Annotated in this window: 7 protein-coding genes and 6 pseudogenes; 8 read left to right on the forward strand and 5 right to left on the reverse strand. The window is 52.5% G+C overall.

The features are described from left to right. Positions 1-355: 355 nt before the first annotated feature. The 3 genes and pseudogenes from ldtD to JZM30_RS10450 all read left to right on the forward strand — a co-directional run bounded on the left by ldtD (position 356) and on the right by JZM30_RS10450 (position 3,515). A pseudogene (ldtD, locus tag JZM30_RS10440) lies at positions 356-2,071 on the forward strand (L,D-transpeptidase). A 181-nt stretch (positions 2,072-2,252) separates the two neighbouring features. Next, positions 2,253-2,801 (forward strand): peptidoglycan L,D-endopeptidase MepK, encoded by a 549-nt coding sequence (mepK, locus tag JZM30_RS10445; RefSeq protein WP_252318570.1) that lies wholly within the window; start codon positions 2,253-2,255, stop codon positions 2,799-2,801. An 82-nt stretch (positions 2,802-2,883) separates the two neighbouring features. Then, a pseudogene (locus JZM30_RS10450) lies at positions 2,884-3,515 on the forward strand (MBL fold metallo-hydrolase). A gap of 43 nt (positions 3,516-3,558) precedes the next feature. Here the strand turns inward: JZM30_RS10450 and JZM30_RS10455 are convergent. The 4 genes from JZM30_RS10455 to pncB form a co-directional block, all read right to left on the reverse strand. Further along, entirely contained in the window at positions 3,559-4,743 is a 1,185-nt protein-coding gene (locus tag JZM30_RS10455; RefSeq protein ID WP_252318826.1) for an amino acid aminotransferase, read from the reverse strand. A 234-nt stretch (positions 4,744-4,977) separates the two neighbouring features. Beyond that, positions 4,978-6,099 (reverse strand): porin, encoded by a 1,122-nt coding sequence (locus tag JZM30_RS10460; protein WP_286673527.1) that lies wholly within the window; start codon positions 6,097-6,099, stop codon positions 4,978-4,980. A gap of 312 nt (positions 6,100-6,411) precedes the next feature. Next, positions 6,412-7,812: an asparagine--tRNA ligase gene (asnS, locus tag JZM30_RS10465; RefSeq protein WP_252318572.1), complete on the reverse strand. Its 1,401-nt coding sequence runs from the start codon at positions 7,810-7,812 to the stop codon at positions 6,412-6,414. Positions 7,813-7,973: 161 nt separating this feature from the next. Then, on the reverse strand, positions 7,974-9,179 hold the full coding sequence (pncB, locus tag JZM30_RS10470) for a nicotinate phosphoribosyltransferase (protein WP_252318574.1): 1,206 nt from the start codon (positions 9,177-9,179) through the stop codon (positions 7,974-7,976). Positions 9,180-9,574: 395 nt separating this feature from the next. Here pncB and pepN point away from each other — a divergent pair. The 3 genes and pseudogenes from pepN (at position 9,575) to JZM30_RS10485 (ending at position 14,077) form a co-directional block, all read left to right on the forward strand. Then, positions 9,575-12,117: pseudogene (gene pepN, locus JZM30_RS10475) on the forward strand (aminopeptidase N). A gap of 159 nt (positions 12,118-12,276) precedes the next feature. Then, positions 12,277-13,288 (forward strand): annotated as a pseudogene (gene pyrD / locus JZM30_RS10480) (quinone-dependent dihydroorotate dehydrogenase). Positions 13,289-13,510: 222 nt separating this feature from the next. Further along, positions 13,511-14,077, forward strand: coding sequence for a cell division protein ZapC (locus JZM30_RS10485; protein WP_252318575.1), 567 nt, complete (start codon positions 13,511-13,513; stop codon positions 14,075-14,077). A gap of 14 nt (positions 14,078-14,091) precedes the next feature. Here JZM30_RS10485 and JZM30_RS10490 read toward each other — a convergent pair whose 3' ends face one another. Continuing rightward, complete coding sequence (locus JZM30_RS10490) at positions 14,092-15,195, reverse strand: YcbX family protein (protein ID WP_252318577.1); 1,104 nt, start codon at positions 15,193-15,195, stop codon at positions 14,092-14,094. Positions 15,196-15,406: 211 nt separating this feature from the next. On the opposite strand from JZM30_RS10490, the pseudogene rlmKL reads away from it, so the two are divergent. Continuing rightward, positions 15,407-17,552 (forward strand): annotated as a pseudogene (gene rlmKL / locus JZM30_RS10495) (bifunctional 23S rRNA (guanine(2069)-N(7))-methyltransferase RlmK/23S rRNA (guanine(2445)-N(2))-methyltransferase RlmL). A 3-nt stretch (positions 17,553-17,555) separates the two neighbouring features. Further along, positions 17,556-19,447 (forward strand): annotated as a pseudogene (locus JZM30_RS10500) (ABC transporter ATP-binding protein). The last annotated feature ends 146 nt before the right edge of the window (positions 19,448-19,593 follow it).

Here is a 19,593-nt window from a genome sequence, read left to right on the forward strand (position 1 = left end):
AGAGGTAAGTCGGGGATGACGAGTTGTTGACGTGACGTAATCATAAGTTTGAGAGGCCGTGTTAAACGGCCTCTTTTTTGTCTCTTAGTTTCCCTGATTGGCCCCGCTAACATGACGGACCAGTGAAATAAACCTGCGGTAAGTGGCACAAAAAACATTGTCTCTTTATATACTAACGATAATGATGAGCGAATAATTAAAGTGGCAGGTCATCTCAACGCTTTGCGCTATTTGATGACAATAAGTTTCTGCATAACGTGAATTAGGGAGTCATATCCATTGGACCTCGTGGCTTTCATTGCCGATAAAAATATCGTGGCTGATATCGCGTTTAGTGAATACAGGGGATGAATGGATGTTGTTATGTGAGCAAAAAGCGCAGAGTACACTGTGCCGTGTTGGCGCGATGTGGGCCTTGAGCCTGTTTTCTTTCTGTGCGTTGTCGGCTAGCGGGCAGGCGGCGGTAATTCCCCATGCAGCGCCGGGCGTTTCTTTGCACACCGCAGGCTCTGCGTCTCATGAAACCAGAGCGGCGGCGTTGGCGGCGAAAGGCGTTAAACCGCATTATCTTTCAGAAATCACCGCACTCTACGCACTGCATCCGGCACAACGACTGTGGGCGGATGAGCACGCTGTGGTGCAGCTTCAGCAACAGTTGGCGGAAGTCGCGCTATCAGGAGTTCAGCCGCAGTTCACGCAATGGGTGACCTGGTTGACCGATGCCAGTATCAACGGGATGGCGCGCGACGTGCTGTTGTCGGATGCCATGCTTGGCTATCTGCAATTTGTTGACGGCGTGGAGCGTAACGGCACCGACTGACTCTACAGCAGCGCCCCCTACCGTTTGCAACCGTCTGCGCCTGTGCGCGTGGAGCAATGGCGGCAGGTACTGGTCGCGGGTAACAGCGCTGGGTTTGTTTCATCGCTTGCGCCGCGTCATTCACAATATGCCAAGATGCATCAGGCGTTAAAAACGCTGTTGTTGGATACGCGTCCCTGGCCGGTGTTGACGATGTCGGATACCTTGCGTCCCGAACAGCAAAGCAATGATCTGGCCGTGCTGCGTGAAATACTGCAACGCACCGGTATGCTTGCCACGTCAGGAACCATCACCCTGTTCAATGAACAACCTGCTGCTACTGACGCGGCCGCGCCGTCACCGGATACCTATACGGGCGATCTGGTCGAGGGGGTCAAGCGCTTCCAGCAGTGGCAGGGGTTAGACGCTGACGGCGTCATTGGCAAGCGGACGCGGGATTGGCTGAACGTTTCGCCGCAGACCCGTGCAGCGCTGCTGGCGCTTAATATCTAACGTCTGCGTCTGGTGCCGGATAATGTGAGCACCGGAATCATGGTGAACATCCCAGATTATTCGCTGAACTATTATCAAAATGGTACACAGCGGCTCTCTTCGCGTGTGATTGTCGGACAACCGAAACGCAAAACGCCGTTGATGAGCAGTTCATTGTATAACGTGGTGGTTAACCCGCCATGGAACGTGCCCACCACGCTGATTCGTCAGGATATCGTCCCCAAAGTTATCAAGGATCCCAGCTATTTGCAGCGCAATAATTATACGCTGCTCTCCGGCTGGCATTCCGAAGCAGAGACTATCGATCCGACGATGATTGACTGGTCCGTGGTGTCGGCCGATCGTTTCCCGTATCGCATTCGCCAGGCTCCCGGTGCCAATAACTCGTTGGGACGGTATAAATTCAATATGCCCAATTCCGAAGCGATTTACTTGCACGACACGCCAAATCATGGGCTGTTCCAGCGCGACATTCTCGCGCTCAGCACGGGCTGCGTGCGCGTGAATAAAGCTTCCGAACTGGCCGGGCTACTGTTGCAGGATGCCGGTTGGAATGATGCGCGCATTTCCTCAACGCTGGCGCAGGGAAATACCACCTATGTGCCGGTCAAACAGCGTATTCCGGTCAATCTGTACTATTTGACGGCCTGGGTAGCCGACGACAGCAAACCCCATTTTCGTACAGATATTTACAATTATGATGATACGGTAAAACGCGGGGCGGGCATTCTGGGCAAGGCAGGGCAACTGCTTCAGTAACCGCTGATATTCTGGGGCGTTAGCGCTGTCACAGGGTTTACATCGCAGCGGTGGGATCAACGCGATCCTCCGCATACCCTGTAGTAAAGCTGGTTGACTCCAATGCACTGCACGGTTATGGTGCCAAACGGCGCGTTTTTTTGTCGTCGTTATGTTCACCTTTTAAGCCGGGGCACACTTCATGGAATTCATCGATCATCATCGCCGCAGATGGCTGGCGCTGGGCGGGGCCGCGTTGGGCGCAGCCATGCTACCGGGGCAGGCGTTTGCCACGCTATCAACCCCACGTCCACGTATTCTCACGCTAGCAAACCTCAATACCGGCGAGTACCTTAAAACTGAATTCTTCGATGGCCGCCGTTACAACAAAGATGAATTGTCCCGTCTGAACCACTTCTTCCGTGATTATCGCGCCAATAAAATCAAAACCATCGATCCTGTGCTGTTTGACCAACTCTATCGCTTGCAGGTTATGTTAGGCACCAACAAACCGGTGCAGATGATTTCGGGGTACCGCTCGGTGGACACCAACAATGAAATGCGCAGCCATTCGCTCGGTGTGGCCAAACAGAGCTATCACACCAAAGGGCAGGCGATGGATTTTCACATCGAGGGTGTGCAACTGGCCAATATTCGCAAAGCGGCGCTGAAACTGAAGGCGGGTGGCGTAGGCTACTATCCGAAAAGTAATTTCGTGCACATTGATGCCGGGCCGACGCGGAGCTGGTGACCCTTAACGCTAATAGACCCCGTGGCCTGACCGTGTCATGGTGACGGTCACGTAAGGGTGCTTTTTCGTGAAGTGGAGCGCTATGAAATACCAGATTGTTCCAGTGACGGCGTTCAGCCAAAACTGTACGTTGTTATGGTGTGAGGAAACCCGCGACGCGGCGATTGTTGACCCCGGTGGCGAAACGGAAAAAATCAAACGTGCCGTCGCGCAGTGCGACATCAAAGTATCGCAAATCCTGTTGACGCATGGACATCTCGATCACGTCGGTGCGGCTCAGCAACTGGCCGATCACTATCAGGTGCCGATTATCGGCCCGCATCCTGCTGATGCTTTCTGGCTTGATGGTTTGCCCGCACAGAGCCGCATGTTTGGCCTGACAGAGTGTGCGCCGTTAACCCCGACGCGCTGGTTGCAAGAAGGTGATTCGGTGACGGTGGGCAACACTGAGCTGTCCGTGTTGCACTGTCCGGGACATACACCGGGCCACGTGGTGTTTATCGACAAGGTATCGAGTCTGGCGCAGGTGGGCGATGTGATCTTTAATGGCGGTGTAGGGCGCAGTGATTTCCCGCAGGGCGACCATCAGGCGTTGATTACGTCTATCCGCACCAAGTTGTTCCCACTCGGGGACGATACACCTTTATTCCTGGACACGGCCCGATCTCGACGCTGGGGCAGGAGCGTAAGACCAATCCTTTTGTGCATGATTAATGCACTGGCATCCCCCGATTAGCAGGGGATGCCTGGCGGCATATTACAGCACGGCCACAATGGCTTCGCACAGCGGAGCCATATTTTCCGGCGTCATACCTGCCACGTTAACCCGTCCAGAGTTCACCGCATAGACCGCAAACTCATCGCGTAGACGCAATACTTGATCTTTGGTCAGGCCGCTGAACGAAAACATGCCATTCTGCTGAATGATAAAGGAGAAGTCCTGCGTCGCGCCTTTTTCCTGTAAGGTATTGACGAACAGGTGACGCATGCGTTGGATACGCTCGCGCATCGCCGTCAGTTCCTGTTCCCATAGAGTACGCAACGCTTCTTTGCCGAGGATGGTCGCCACCACCGCTGCACCGTGTGCCGGTGGGTTGGAGTAGTTGGCGCGGATGATGGATTTCACCTGGCTAAACGCTTTGTCTGCCACATCGGCATTGGCCGCGACCAGGGTGCAGGCACCGACACGTTCGTTATACAAGCCAAAGTTCTTCGAATAGGAGCTGGAGACCAGTAATTCCGTGTGGGAAGCAGCGAAAATACGCAGACCCTCGGCATCCTCTTCCAACCCGCGAGCAAAGCCCTGATAGGCAAAATCAAACAGCGGCAGCCAACCCCTCTGAGTGGACAAGTCAGCCAGCGCTTGCCGCTGCTGCGCCGTAGGATCAATACCGGTCGGGTTATGGCAACAGCCGTGGAATAACACCACGTCGCCCGCCTGAACCGCTTCGAGGCTTTTTACCATGCCATCAAAGTCCAGCGCGTGGTTAGCGGCATCGTAGTAGTGATAATCACACACTTCCAGCCCGGCAGTCTGAAATACGTTTTTATGGTTGGGCCAGCTCGGGTTACTTACCCAAATACGCTTAGCGGAGGTCTGGCTGGCGATAAACTCTGCGGCAATACGCAGGCCACCGGTGCCACCAGGTGTCTGTGCGCTACGCGCACGCTTTTCACTGATAATCGCGCTTTGTTTGCCGAACAGTAGCTCTTGCGTACGCAGGGCGAACTCGGGCAGGCCATCGATCCCGAGATAGTTTTTGGTGGCTTCATTTTCCAGCAAAAATTGTTCTGCTTTTTTTACGCTGGCCAGCACCGGTGTCTTTCCGGTTTCATCTTTGTATACGCCGATACCCAGGTTGATTTTTTGTGGACGAGAGTCGGCGCGAAACAGATCGGCCAGGACAAGAATCGGATCAGCGGCAGTAATATATTCAAATATTGATGGCTATTCCATGACAGACAGAGGTTAGGCAAGAACCTTCAGGTTACCGCTAGCCATACGCTTTGCCAACCGTTTGCGATCAAAATGCGGGTGAAATAACAGGAAAAATTGTGGCAGGCGCGATAGCCATAAATGGCGCTAATAGTCAGGTCGCAGAAAACAAAAAGACAGGGCACGAGGCCCTGTCTTTTTCGTTACCAGACTGCGTAATGCAGTGGTGATAAAACGAAATTAGAACTGATAAGTTACACCAACAGCAACTTTGTCATCATCATTGATGCCGTAGAGGTTGTCAGATTTGATCAGGTTAATTTCGTATTCAGAGTATACGGAGAAGTTTTTGTTGAATGCGTAGGTTGCACCCAAGCTCACGTATTTGTTGATGTAGTCGTTGCCAGAAATACCAGTAGAGGTATCTGTGCCTTTGGCTTTAGCTTGAACGTAACCCAGAGAAGGTGTCAGGCCGAAGTCGAAGTTATACTGAGCAACAGCTTCGAAAACTTCAGTTTTGTCTGAAAATGCGTCAAAAGTTGTACCCGGAGCAACAGTGCTCGGAATGCCTTCAACGAAGGATACATTACGCAGTTCAGAGTAGATGGCAGCAACATAGATGTTGTTGGCATCATACTTCAGACCTGTACCCCAAGCTTCGGCTTTCTTGCCTTGGCCTGAAACAGACCGAGAGTTTTGCTCATTGGTGCGGTTTACTGCTGCATAGTTAGCAACAATGCCTACGCCTACAGGAGATACGTATTCAACAGAAGTACCCCAACCGTCGCCATTCTGACGCGACAGTTTGCGGTCCTTACCTTCGTTCAGCGTAGTGGGGTTGTTAGCACCTTGATATTGCAGACCGAAATTCAGACCATCAACCAGACCAAAGAAATCTTTGTTACGGTAGGTCAGAACGCCAGTAGAAAGGCCAGTCAGGAAGTTGTCAGAGTTGGACTGATCGCCGCCCCACTCAGGCATAACGTCGGTATATGCCAAAGAGTCGTATGCGATACCCATGTTACGACCGTAGTCGATAGTACCGAAATCAGTGATTTTCAGACCAGCGAAGGCATAACGGGTAGCAACGCTAGAACCTTCTTCTTTGTTGTCTGCGAATTCAGCTTCGTAACGACCGTAGCCTGTTACATCACTGTTGATCTGAGTTTCGCCTTTGAAACCTAGATGTTCATAAGATTTGTCACCATTTTCGCCATTGTAATCAGAGAAACGGTGTTTAGCGGTAACTTTACCGTGCAGGTCCAGTTTGTTGCCGTCTTTGTTGTACACTTCTGCTGCGTTTACTGCGCCCGCAGCTAACAAAGCCGGGATTACTACTGCAAGAATATTGCGTTTCATCATTATTACCCTCATTGGTGTTTTAAGACACCCGCCGCTGCCATCAACAATTTCTCGAAAAAAGTAATAAAACTCTTACGGAACTATCACTGGAAGTTTGGTGTCCTCCTGTGTCTGAACGCAGTGTTCCATTCACTCGCCCGTTAATCTACCCTAAAAATGATACTAAGTTCGTAATCGGGTAACAAAAAGAAGGATTGCGTTTCAAATTGTAAATCTTAGGGAACTTTGTGAGCCTTATCTGAAAGAAAAAAGGCCGCGAAATATTCGCGGCCTTTTTTCTAGTTATTTGTTTTACTTATGTTTAATGCGTATTTAGAAACTGGCATTACGTGGAGTACGTGGGAAAGGGATCACATCGCGCACATTTTGTACACCGGTAACATAGGCAATCAGACGTTCAAATCCGAGGCCAAAACCGGAGTGCGGAATGGTGCCGTAGCGACGCAGATCGCGATACCACCAGTAATCTTCTTTATTAAGTCCCATCTCTTCCAGACGACTGTCCAACTGTGCCAGACGCTCTTCACGCTGAGAACCACCGATGATTTCACCGATGCCCGGTGCCAATACGTCCATGGCTGCGACGGTTTTGCCGTCTTCATTCATACGCATATAGAAAGCTTTAATGTCTTTCGGATAGTTTTTTACCACCACCGGCGCTTTAAAGTGCTGCTCTGCCAAATAACGCTCATGCTCGGAGGCAAGATCGACGCCCCAGAACACCGGATTTTCGAAGGTGTGTCCGAAATTGAGCAGGATCTCAATAGCATCGGTGTAATCCACCTGGGCGAAATCTGCACTGATGAAGTTTTCCAGACGGCTGATCGCTTCTTTATCTACACGCTCAGCAAAAAACGCTATGTCATCAGCGCGCTCTTCGAGCACGGCTTTGAACAAATATTTCAACAGACTTTCTGCCAGCGCTGCGGCATCGTCCAGAGTCGCAAAGGCCACTTCCGACTCGATCATCCAGAATTCCGCCAGATGGCGGCTGGTGTTAGAGTTTTCGGCACGGAACGTGGGGCCAAAGGTGTACACATTGGAAAGCGCACAAGCGTAGGTTTCGCCGTTCAATTGGCCTGAAACAGTCAAGAAAGCCTCTTTGCCGAAGAAATCTTCACTGAAATCCACTTTGCCCGCATCGGTACGCGGCAGGTTTTCCAGATCCAACGTGGAAACGCGGAACATCTCACCGGCACCTTCGGTATCCGACGCAGTGATAAGCGGCGTAGAGACCCAAAAATAACCGTTCTCATGGAAGAAGCGGTGAATGGCTTGGGCCAGCGTATGGCGCACGCGTGCTACGGCACCGATCAGGTTAGTGCGCGGGCGCAGGTGCGCGACTTCACGCAGGTACTCAATGCTGTGACGTTTTGCCGTCATCGGGTAGGTGTCCGGATCGTCCACCCAGCCCACCACCTCAACGGCGGTGGCTTGAATTTCGAAAGACTGACCTTCACCCGGCGACGCAACCACGGTACCCGTGACGATCACAGAGCAGCCGGTGGTCAATTTCAGAACGTCATTCTGGTAATTGGGAAGATTATTATTTACGACCGCCTGTAACGGATTAAAGCAGGAACCGTCATAGACGGCGATAAAGGAGATACCGGCTTTAGAATCTCTCCGGGTACGTACCCAGCCGCGCACGGTGACTTCACTGTCAACGGCGACAAGGCCTTGCAGTACGTCGACTACAGGCACTACGCTCATAAAATTCTCTCTTCTCAATGAATGATATTTAACGAGTCAACCCCTAAGGGTGATTTGCTATGTTACTTGCCGTCTGGCAGGACACAAGCAGAAATCACCGGAATGCGTCAAGTTTTACGCATTCCGGTAACGTTGGGTTAAATACTGAGCAGTCGAGGAGACTAACTGGCTTTTCTGATACGCGGCAGATCGAAGGCTTTGCGTAGTGCGGAAATAAATGCGGCGTCATGGCAGATGGTTTTGCCGGGGCTGTCGGAGAGTTTCGCCACCGGGCGACCGTTACACTCCACCAGTTTGATGACGATATTCAGCGGTGTAACGCCTGGAATATCGCAGGTCAACCGCGTGCCGATGCCAAACACCAGATTGATACGCTGAGAAAAATGGCGATAAAGCGTAAGCGCTTTTTCCAGATGCAGGTTATCGGAGAACACAAGCGTCTTACTCATGGGGTCAATGCCTAAGCGTTGATAATGCGCGATGGCCTTTTCGCCCCAATCGATCGGATCCCCGGAATCATGGCGCAGACCATGATAGGCATTAGCGAAATCGAGATCGAAATCGCGCAGGAACGCATCCATGGTAATGCAATCCGTCAGCGCGATACCAAGCTGATTGGGGTATTCCACCAACCAGGCGTGCAGTGCGACACGTTGGCTGTTAGCCAATGTTGCGCCGAGTTGCTGGTGCGCCTGGAACCATTCATGCGCCTGTGTTCCCACCGGTGTCAGCCCCAAGCGGCGCGCCAGGTCGTAGTTGCTGGTGCCAATCAAATAGGGGAATTCTTGCTGTAATACGCTCACGATCTCGTGTTGCATGTCGCGGGAAAAACGACGCCGGGTGCCAAAATCCATCAGTTTGAAATGGCTCAGGTCGATACCCTGACTGCGTTCACGGAACTGCGCCAGCGTGCGGCGCAACTGCGCCACGGCGTGCACGGCGCTAACGTCCGGCGTGCGCGAGCGGTGCACCACTTCACTGATCACCGCCAGCAAGGGAACTTCCCATAAAATCACTTCGCGCCACGGGCCGCGAATGCGAATATCAAGTTTGCCGTGATGGTTGCTCACGGTAACTTGCTGCGGGTTAAAGCGGAAATGGCGTAGCCACTGTAAATAATCTGCGGTAAAAAAAGGCAGCGTAGAGAGGTAAGCGAACTCATCGTCGCTGAGTGACAGTTGGCTCATCAGCGCAATCTGCGCGGTGATAGCCTCTGCATAACTCCCTAACAGCTCATCGCCGCGGCAGCGGAATTCCGCTGTAACGTCCACATCATAATAATGATGAAACACCGCTTGCTGCATATGAAGCTTGTACGCATCCGTATCCAGCAATGAGTTCAAAATCGGGGAAGGGTGTAAAGTCATAATGCGTTACAGCATCCTTGTCAGACGCGTTTCCACTATCAAAATCATCAGCAACGTTCGGTGAGTATACCTTGATTCACGCTGCATTGTCGCTATCACCAGATAACATCATAATTTGACCAGAAAAGAGAGGGCCTTTCGTGCTCTGGCCCGGCTATTATTCTCATTCACTTAGCGCCTATTCTATTAGGGCTATTTTACTTGCCATTTTGGTCTTGGGCAGTGCTCGAAATCCTCACATACTCCGTGTACGCTCCTGTTTCTGCACGCTGTCCGTGACCAAACTGGCTGCGCCAATTACGCCTACTGGAATAGGCTCTTAATGATGGCAACATCGTTGTAACAGGCATAAACTGAACTGTCAAAGCAAAGAGTTAGGTGTAAACATCCTATCTATGAATCAACAGCCACAAGTAAAATACCGTCATGATTACCGTGCGCCGGACTATACCATCAGCGATATCGCGCTTGATTTTGTTCTGGATGCGCAGAAAAAGCACGTCACGGCAGTGAGCCAGGTGGTTCGGCAGGGATAGGCGGGGGCGCCGTTAAAACTGGACGGTGAATGGCTGACGCTGTTAAGCCTGACAGTGGATGGTCAAGCCTGGCCGCACTATCAGGTTGAGGATTATGGCTTGGTTTTAACGCACCTGCCTGCCTCTTTCACGCTCAGCATCGTCACAAAGATCAACCCCGCCGCCAACAGCGCGCTGGAGGGATTATACCAATCTGGTGCTGCGCTTTGTACCCAGTGTGAAGCGGAAGGGTTCCGCCACATCACCTATTATTTGGATCGCCACGATGTACTGGCGCGCTTTACCACGCGTATCACCGCCGATCCGGTTCGCTATCCTTATTTACTTTCCAACGGCAATCGCATCGCACAGGACACCCTGGATGATGGTCGACACTGGGTTGAGTGACAGGATCCGTTCCCGAAACCGTGCTATCTGTTCGCGCTGGTGGCGGGGGACTTCGATGTGCTCAGCGACAGCTTTACCACCCTTTCCGGGCGCGAAGTGGCCTTGGAGTTGTATGTCGATCGCGGCAACCTCGATCGTGCTGGCTGGGCGATGACCTCGCTGCAAAATGCTATGAAGTGGGATGAAACCCGTTTCGGTCTGGAGTATGACCTCGACATCTATATGATCGTCGCGGTGGACTTTTTTAATATGGGCGCGATGGAAAATAAAGGGCTCAACGTCTTTAACTCCAAATACGTGCTTGCCAAGGCAGAAACCGCTACCGATAAAGATTATCTGAACATTGAAGCGGTGATCGGCCATGAATATTTTCACAACTGGACCGGTAACCGCATTACCTGCCGTGACTGGTTCCAGCTCAGCTTAAAAGAAGGACTGACGGTGTTTCGCGATCAAGAGTTCAGCTCAGATCTGGGATCGCGCCCGGTAAACCGCATCGACAACGTGCGTGTGATGCGCGGTGCGCAGTTTGCCGAAGACGCCAGCCCGATGTAGCATCCGATCCGCCCAGATCAGGTCATTGAAATGAATAACTTCTACACCCTGACAGTGTACGAGAAGGGTTCGGAAGTGATCCGCATGCTGCATACGTTGCTGGGTGAGGATAAATTTCAGGCGGGCATGCGGCTTTATGTGGAGCGTCATGACGGTAGTGCGGCCACCTGTGATGATTTTGTGCGGGCGATGGAAGATGCCTCTGGAGTGGATCTGACACAGTTCCGCCGTTGGTACAGCCAGTCGGGTACGCCGGTGGTGACGGTGCGCGATGATTATAATGCTGCAACGCAGCAATATCTGCTGTCAGTCAGCCAAAAAACGCCCGTAGGCGCGGATGGTCAGGAAAAACGCCCGCTGCATATTCCGTTGGATATTGAGCTGTACGATCAGCAGGGCAACGTGATTCCGTTGCAATATGCCGGTCAGACGATCGATTCGGTGCTAAACCTGACCGAAGCAGAGCAGACGTTTGTGTTTGATAATGTGCCGAGTCAGCCGATCCCCTCTTTATTAAGAGAGTTTTCTGCTCCGGTTAAACTCAACTATGCCTGGAGCGATGCGCAACTGACTTTCCTGATGCGCCACGCCCGCAATGATTTCTCGCGCTGGGATGCGGCACAAAGCCTGCTGGCGAACCATATTCGCCTCAACGTGGCACGCTATCAGCAACACCAACCGCTCTCGCTGCCGCTGCATCTGGCCGATGCGTTCCGTTGGGTATTATTGGATCCTGCGTTGGATCCGATGTTGGCGGCACAAATTCTGACGCTGCCCAGCGAAAACGAAATGGCGGAGCTGTCCGATGAGTGGCTAGCGGTGTATCGGTTAACGCTACCGCTGAGTACCGCATCGAACATGCTGATATTGGCAAACGTGCCCTGCGCAACACATGCCTTTATTATTTGGCGTTTGGCGAAGCGGCGCAGGCTGATGCGCTGGTGAGCGCGCAGTATCAGCAGGTGGACAACATGACGGATGCGTTGGCGGCACTCTCCAGTGCGGTGAGTGCTCAACTGCCGGTGCGCGATGCGTTGATGGCGCAGTTTGACGATCGTTGGCACACCGATGGTCTGGTGATGGATAAATGGTTTACCTTGCAAGCCACCAGTCCGGCCAGTGACGTGCTGTCACGGGTGCGAGCGTTGCTGCACCACCGTTCATTCAGCCTGAATAACCCCAATCGCCTGCGTGCGCTGGTAGGTGCGTTTGCCAGCGCCAATCCGGCAGCGTTTCATGCCGCGGACGGTGGGGGCTACCGTTTCCTGACCGAGATCCTCAGCGATCTCAATACCCGCAATCCGCAGGTAGCGGCTCGGTTAATTGAGCCACTGATCCGGCTGAAACGCTACGATGAATCACGTCAGGCGTTGATGCGCCAGTCACTGGAGCAATTGAAAACGCTGGATAACCTCTCTGGCGATCTGTTTGAGAAAATTGGTAAGGCGCTGCAAGGCTAATCTGTACTCAAGGTTCCCGCGTCAAGCGGGAACCTGTTTTCTGTGATAAGTGTTTTACTTTCCCTCTCGATCTCATTACCATTCCCAGCCGTGCGTCAGGAAGTCACCCGCTTTATTCTTGTTTTTGCATGCATGACTTTTGGGATCTCAGGAGACACTATGTTCTATCCCGTAATCAAGAAGGCACTCTTCCAGTTCGATCCAGAACGGGCTCACGAATTTACCTTCCAGCAGTTACGTCGTTTATCTAATACCCCCTTTGAATTTCTTATTCGCCAATCAGTTCCCACCAAACCTGTTACCTGCATGGGCCTCTCTTTTAAAAATCCACTCGGTTTAGCCGCCGGTCTGGATAAAGATGGCGATTGTATTGATGCGCTGGGCGCAATGGGTTTTGGTCATATTGAAGTCGGTACGGTAACACCGCGTCCGCAGCCCGGTAATGATAAACCGCGTCTGTTTCGCGTTGTGGAAGCGGAAGGGTTAATTAACCGCATGGGATTTAATAACCATGGCGTTGATAACCTGAGCGAGAACGTAAAAAAATCCCATTTTGGCGGCGTGCTGGGAATTAATATCGGCAAGAATAAAGATACGCCCGTAGAGCAGGGTAAAGATGACTATTTGATCTGCATGGACAAGGTCTATGCGCATGCCGGATATATTGCGATCAATATCTCTTCACCGAATACGCCAGGATTACGTTCACTGCAATACGGCGACGCGCTGGACGATCTGTTGCAGGCGATTAAAAATAAACAAGAAGCATTGCAGCAACAGCATCAGAAATATGTGCCGATCGCCGTGAAGATCGCGCCGGATCTTTCTGAGGAAGAATTGATCCAAATTGCTGATAGTTTGGTGCGCCATAACATTGATGGGGTGATTGCCACTAATAACACACTGAATCGTGACTTGATTCAGGGATTAAATCATTGTGGGCAAACCGGTTGGTTAAGCGGGCGTCCGTTACAGCAGTGCAGCACCGAAGTTATTCGTCGTTTGGCGCAAGAATTGAATGGCCGTTTGCCGATTATTGGCGTTGGCGGTGTCGATTCACTTATGGCCGCACGGGAAAAAATGGCCGCGGGTGCCATCCCTGGTACAGATATATTCCGGCTTTATTTTCCATGGACCGCACTTGATTAAAGATATCATTACCCATATTTAATCTTTTCATCACATCATTTCTCGTTGGGGGTTTATTTATTCCCCCAGCTAGTCTATATTTTACTCGTTTGTGCAATTAATATTTTTTTTACAAAAAACGCGACTGACATACCCTCACCGAGCGTATGAAGGATATTACCTGTTTTCTTGTCAAGGATGGCAATGGTATGTGGTGTGCAGACGCAATGGCGTCGATGAATAGCCCAGGGGGAAGGTGAATAATATGAAGTTAAAACCTGACGACAATTGGCGCTGGTATTTTGATGCGGAACACGATCGTATGATGTTGGATTTAGCCAACGGCATGGTATTTCGTTCTCGTTTTGCGGCCAAAATGCTTACGCCAGATGCGTTTGCCCCCGTATCATTTTGTGTTGATGACGCCGCATTGTTTTTCACCTTTCAGGAAAAATGTCAGCCTATTTCGTTGCAGCATGAATTGCAGGCAGAGCTGGTATTAAATGCGCTGGTGGCTCACAGTTATTTAAAACCCCTGATGCCAAAGAGTTGGTATTTTGCGCAGCAACCCCATGAACAGCAGGCCCCGCAAATTGGCGATGCGGTTTGGGTAATGCTGACTGAAAGCCAGGAAATTGCCTGCTTTATGGTGGTGGATCGCGGTGAAAAAGCCAGCTTGTGCGTGTTGGCTCAAGAGGCGCTGATGCTTAACGGCAAAACGATGCAGCTAGGCGAAGCGATTAAAATCATGCATGACCGCCTGTTGCCCCAGCAGAGCGCGCTGGCAGGGGCGATGCCATCGGCATCCTTCCCCTATGCCAAGGTTGTGTAGGGTAAAGATTCTTGTCAGGCGAGCACCAGGTCTCCCTGTGGCACGCAACTGCACGCCAGAATAGTGCCATCCTCGCGCACGGCACCCCGCTTTAGGGGCGAAACCTCACCGCTGACCAGCGTCATTTTGCAACAACCGCACACGCCCGCCCGGCAAGAATAGGGCACGCGCACACCGTGCTGCTCTAGTTGCTCTAACAAAATTTGCTGATTATTCCCAGGCAGCGTTTTGCCCCGATAGTGCAGGGAAAGGCCTTGTTCCGCCTGAACCGGCGCTTCCAGCGTTGCGGCAGGGGTTCCTGCACCATAGAGACTCGGTGGCTTGGTTGCCAGCACCTCGACGCTATCGCCCACCCTAATGATACCGCTTTGACGTGCCACCATATTCTGACCAAAATCCACGTCACCGTTTTCCGCCGTGCGGAAGGCTTGCAACGTGGCGAGCGGCTCTCCCGAGGGATGCTTGCGCCCACGCTCGGTGCTCACGGTGGTCAATACGCAGCGGCTGCACGGTTTGACAACGTCAAAAGTCACCTCGCCAATACGCACCGTCTGCCAGCCGTCTTCCGCGAAGGCATCAGCGCCGGTTACCACAATGTTAGGGCGTAACTGAATCAGCTTGATCCCCGCGCTACAACGCTGGCGCAGTGCCTGAAAAGAGGCTTCATTGACCAACAGATAAGGGTAACCGTCGGCTAAACCCAACGGAATGTCGGGAAAACGCTTCACGCGACGAGAGGGCATGTCGCCAACCCAGCGCAACTGTACCGGACGTTTAAAATAACCGCTCAACCACTGGTTGATGTTATCGGGTGCGATGCAGGCGGAAAAATGCGTGCCCAAGACTTCTGTGGGCTCTGGTGTGTGGGCGAAATCCGCATAGCGTACTAAAGCCTGAGCGCCGTCAGGTGCGGTGAGGAACAGGCCGTCAGGTAGCAACGCCGGTGTAAACAGCACCATTTCGGGAAACTGACGTGCAGTGATAAAGGTCCCATCGGGTTCCGTCACCATAAATGAACGGTCATACGCCAGACCGCTGGGCGTTGCCAAAGCATGGGAAAGTTGCAAGCCGCGCAAGGATTTGACCGGATGAACGTACAGTTGGGAAACACCAATCATCAAGAGTGCCTATCTGTTCAAAGGTTTTAACGCCGCAACTTTATGACAAGTCGCTGAGATTAGCTATAATGCGCCTCAATTTTATGTGTTACACCCGTGATACTTCAAATTGCACGTGCGCTGACTGTGTGGGGTCATCCGAACCACTTATCGCTTTCCTGCAACTCGAAGTCGTCTGGGTCTACCCTTTTACCTTGGTGGTCGTCGTATTATGAATTCTCTGTTTGCCAGCACGGCGCGTGGTCTGGAAGAACTGCTTAAAAGTGAACTTGAAGCGTTAGGTGCGCAGGAATGCAGCCTGGTTCAAGGCGGCGTGCATTTTCAGGGTGACGACCGTTTGATGTATCACAGCTTGCTGTGGAGCCGCCTGGCATCACGTATTTTATTGCCGCTCGGCGAATGCAAGGTCTACAGCGATCTCGATCTCTACCTCAGTGTTCAGGCCATTGACTGGACCTCTGTGTTCTCGGTTGATAGCGCTTTTGTGGTTCATTTTACCGGTACTAACGATGAAATCCGTAATTCTCAGTACGGCGCGCAGAAAGTGAAAGACGCCATTGTCGATAGCTTTGTGCGTAAAACTGGTCAGTGCCCTAACGTGGCCAAGCAGCAACCGGATATTCGCATCAATGTGTTTCTGCAACGCGAGACGGCCAGCATTGCGCTGGATCTCAGCGGCGAAGGCTTGCACCAGCGCGGTTATCGTGAAGGCACTGGCGCTGCGCCGTTGAAAGAAAACCTCGCGGCGGCCATTGTGCTGCGCTCGGGTTGGCAGCCGGGTACGCCAATGATCGATCCGCTGTGCGGTTTAGGTACGTTGTTGATTGAGGCCGCCATGATGGCCGCCGATCGCGCACCGGGCTTGCACCGCGATCATTGGGGATTTAGCGCCTGGCTGAACCATAACGCCGATGTGTGGCGTGAAGTGGTGTCTGAGGCGCAGGTGAGGGCCAAACAAGGCCTGCAAACCACCACCTCCCGTTTTTACGGTTCAGACAACGATAGCCGGGTGATTGAGCTGGCGCGCGCCAATGCGCGCCGTGCCGGTGTCAGCGAATTGATAACCCTCTCGGTACAGGATGCAGTGCAACTGCGCAATCCGCTGCCGCAAGGTCCGACAGGAACAGTACTCAGTAACCCGCCTTACGGTGAGCGTCTGGAGAGGGAGCCTGCTCTGATCGCCTTACACAATATGCTGGGCCGCAAGCTGAAAAGTGAGTTCGGTGGCTGGACGCTGTCGCTGTTCAGTGCGTCAACGGAACTGTTAACCAGCCTGCCGTTACGTGCTGAACGCCAGTTTAAGGCCAAAAACGGGCCGCTGGATTGCGTACAGAAAAACTACCGTATTAGCGCTGCGCCTGAAATCTCGGCGGGTGAAACCACCGTGCCGCGCGTGAGCGCCGACGTTGCTCCGGATTTTGCCAACCGACTGCGCAAAAACTGCCGTAAACTGGAAAAATGGGCCCGTCAGCAGGGTATAGAATGTCATCGCCTGTATGACGCCGATCTTCCGGAATACAATGTGGCGATCGATCGTTATGGCAGTTGGGTGGTAGTGCAGGAGTACGCGCCGCCGAAAACCGTCGATCCGCAAAAAGCCCGCCAGCGGGTGTTTGATATTATCAATGCTACGTTGCACGTGTTGGAACTGCCTGCCAATCGCTTGGTGTTAAAAACCCGCGAACGGCAAAAGGGCAAGAGCCAGTATGAAAAACTGGCGCAGAAGGGCGATTTCCTACTTATGCAGGAGTATAACGCCAAGCTGTGGGTGAATCCGACCGATTATCTTGATACCGGACTGTTTCTCGATCACCGTATCGCGCGCAAAATGCTGGGCGAAATGAGTATAAGGAAAAGACTTCCTGAACCTGTTTGCCTATACCGGCACGGCCAGCGTCCACGCAGGGTTGGGCGGTGCGCGCACCACCACTACGGTGGATATGTCGCGTACCTACCTGGAATGGGCGGAGAAAAACCTGAGCAGCAATGGTTTGGCAGGTCGTCAACATCGTCTTATTCAGGTGGATTGCCTGACCTGGATGCAGGAAACGCGCGAACAGTTTGACCTGATTTTTATCGATCCGCCCACGTTATCAAATTCGAAACGCATGGCTGATGCTTTTGACGTGCAACGGGACCATCTGGCGTTGATGAAAGATTTGCAGCGTATGCTGCGTCGAGGCGGTACCATTCTGTTTTCTAACAACAAACGCGGTTTCCAGATGGATCAGCCGGGCATTGCAGCCCTTGGGCGTCGCGCCACGGAAATTAGCGAGAAAACCCTTCCATTAGATTTTGCCCGCAATCGCCAGATCCATAACTGTTGGCTGCTGCGACACTCGGGCGAGGAAAAGTAAGTCATGTCATTAATTAGCGTCTCGGATGCCTGGCTGTCGTTCAGCGATGCGCCTTTACTTGATAACACCGAACTGCACATTGAAGAAAATGAACGCGTCTGCCTGGTAGGGCGTAACGGTGCGGGGAAATCGACCCTGCTGAAAATTCTGGCGCGCGAAGTGCGGCTGGACGATGGGCGTATTGTTTATGAGCAAGATCTGATCGTCTCCCGTTTGCAGCAAGATCCGCTGCGTGACGTAGCGGGCAGCGTATTTGATTTTGTGGCAGAATGGGTGGCCGAGCAGGCCGACTACCTGAAACGCTACCATTAAGCCTTGCGTCTGGTCGAACAGGATCCCAGCGATAAGAACCTGAACCAGCTGGCAGTACTTCAGGAAACGTTGGAAACCCAAGGGCTGTGGCAATTGGAAAATCGCATCCACGATGTGTTGGGCCCAATTGGGACTGACAGCAGATGCGCCCTTGTCCTCGCTTTCTGGCGGCTGGCCGCACTGGGCCGAAAGTCTTGCTGCTTGATGAGCCGACCGACCACCTGGATATCGAAACCATCGACTGGCTGGAAGGTTTCCTCAAAACGTTCCAGGGCAGCATCGTTTTCATCTCCCATGACCGTTCTTTTATTCGCAACATGGCGACACGCATTGTCGATCTCGATCGTGGCAAACTGGTCTCCTGGCCCAGCAATTACGACAAGTATCTGCTGGGCAAAGAAGAAGCGCTACGTGTGGAAGAGCTGCAAAATGCCGAATTCGATCGCAAGCTGGCGCAGGAAGAGGTGTGGATCCGTCAGGGCATCAAGGCGCGTCGCACGCGTAACGAAGGCCGGGTGCGTGCGCTGAAAGCGATGCGTCAGGAGCGTTCACAGCGTCGCGAAGTGATGGGCTCTGCCAAAATGCAGGTTGAAGAAGCGGCTCGTTCCGGCAAAATCGTGTTTTAACTGGAAAACGTCGATTATCACATCGGTGATAAAAATCTGGTGCGGGGATTCTCTGCCCAGGTGTTGCGCGGTGACAAGATAGCGCTGGTTGGGCCAAACGGCTGCGGCAAAACCACGCTGTTGAAACTGCTGTTGGGCGATCTGCAAGCGACGCACGGTCGCGTTCACTGCGGCACCAAGCTGGAAGTTGCCTATTTTGATCAGCACCGCGCGGAGCTCGATCCTGAGCGTACTGTGATGGATAACCTGGCCGAAGGCAAACAGGAAGTGATGGTTAATGGCCGTTCTCGCCATGTGCTGGGCTACCTGCAAGATTTCCTGTTCCATCCCAAACGGGCAATGACGCCGGTAAAAGCCCTGTCAGGCGGTGAACGTAACCGACTGCTGCTGGCGCGTTTGTTCCTCAAACCCAGTAACCTGTTGATTCTTGACGAACCGACTAACGATCTTGATGTGGGAACGCTGGAACTGTTGGAAGAGTTGATCGACAGCTATCAAGGCACTGTGCTGCTGGTGAGCCACGATCGTCAATTTGTGGATAACTCGGTCACCGAGTGCTGGATTTTCGAAGGGGATGGGCGTATTAACCGCTATGTTGGCGGTTATTATGATGCACAGCAGCAGCGCGCTGAAACGGTGCCCTTGCGTAAATCCGTGCCTGCGGAGGCGGAAAAATCAGCAGAGAGTAAAGAGACCGTTCAGAACGCACCCAGCGCTAAACGTCAAACCGGTAAACTCAGTTATAACCAGCAGCGCGAGCTGGAGCAGTTACCCCAGAAACTCGAACAACTGGAACAGTCCATTGCGGCGTTACAAGCGCAAATGAACGATGCTGATTTCTTTACCCGTCCGCGTGATGAAACGCAAAAGATATTGAATGCATTGGCAGAAGCGGAGCAGGAGCTGGAAGTGTGTTTTGAGCGCTGGGAAGCGTTGGAAACGCAGAAAAACGGCTAACGTTGCGTATACTACCAACGGGTAGATGCCTTATGACGGTAACCACGCGTGCGATATACCGTGCCGTGTGAACACGAGCCTTCTACAGGTAACGGCGGCGGCGCGCCTGATCGGGGTGCCGCGCGGCGAAAGATAAAGGAGGCGGA

The organism is Candidatus Symbiopectobacterium endolongispinus, from assembly GCF_018777385.1.
Taxonomy (GTDB): domain Bacteria; phylum Pseudomonadota; class Gammaproteobacteria; order Enterobacterales; family Enterobacteriaceae; genus Symbiopectobacterium; species Symbiopectobacterium endolongispinus.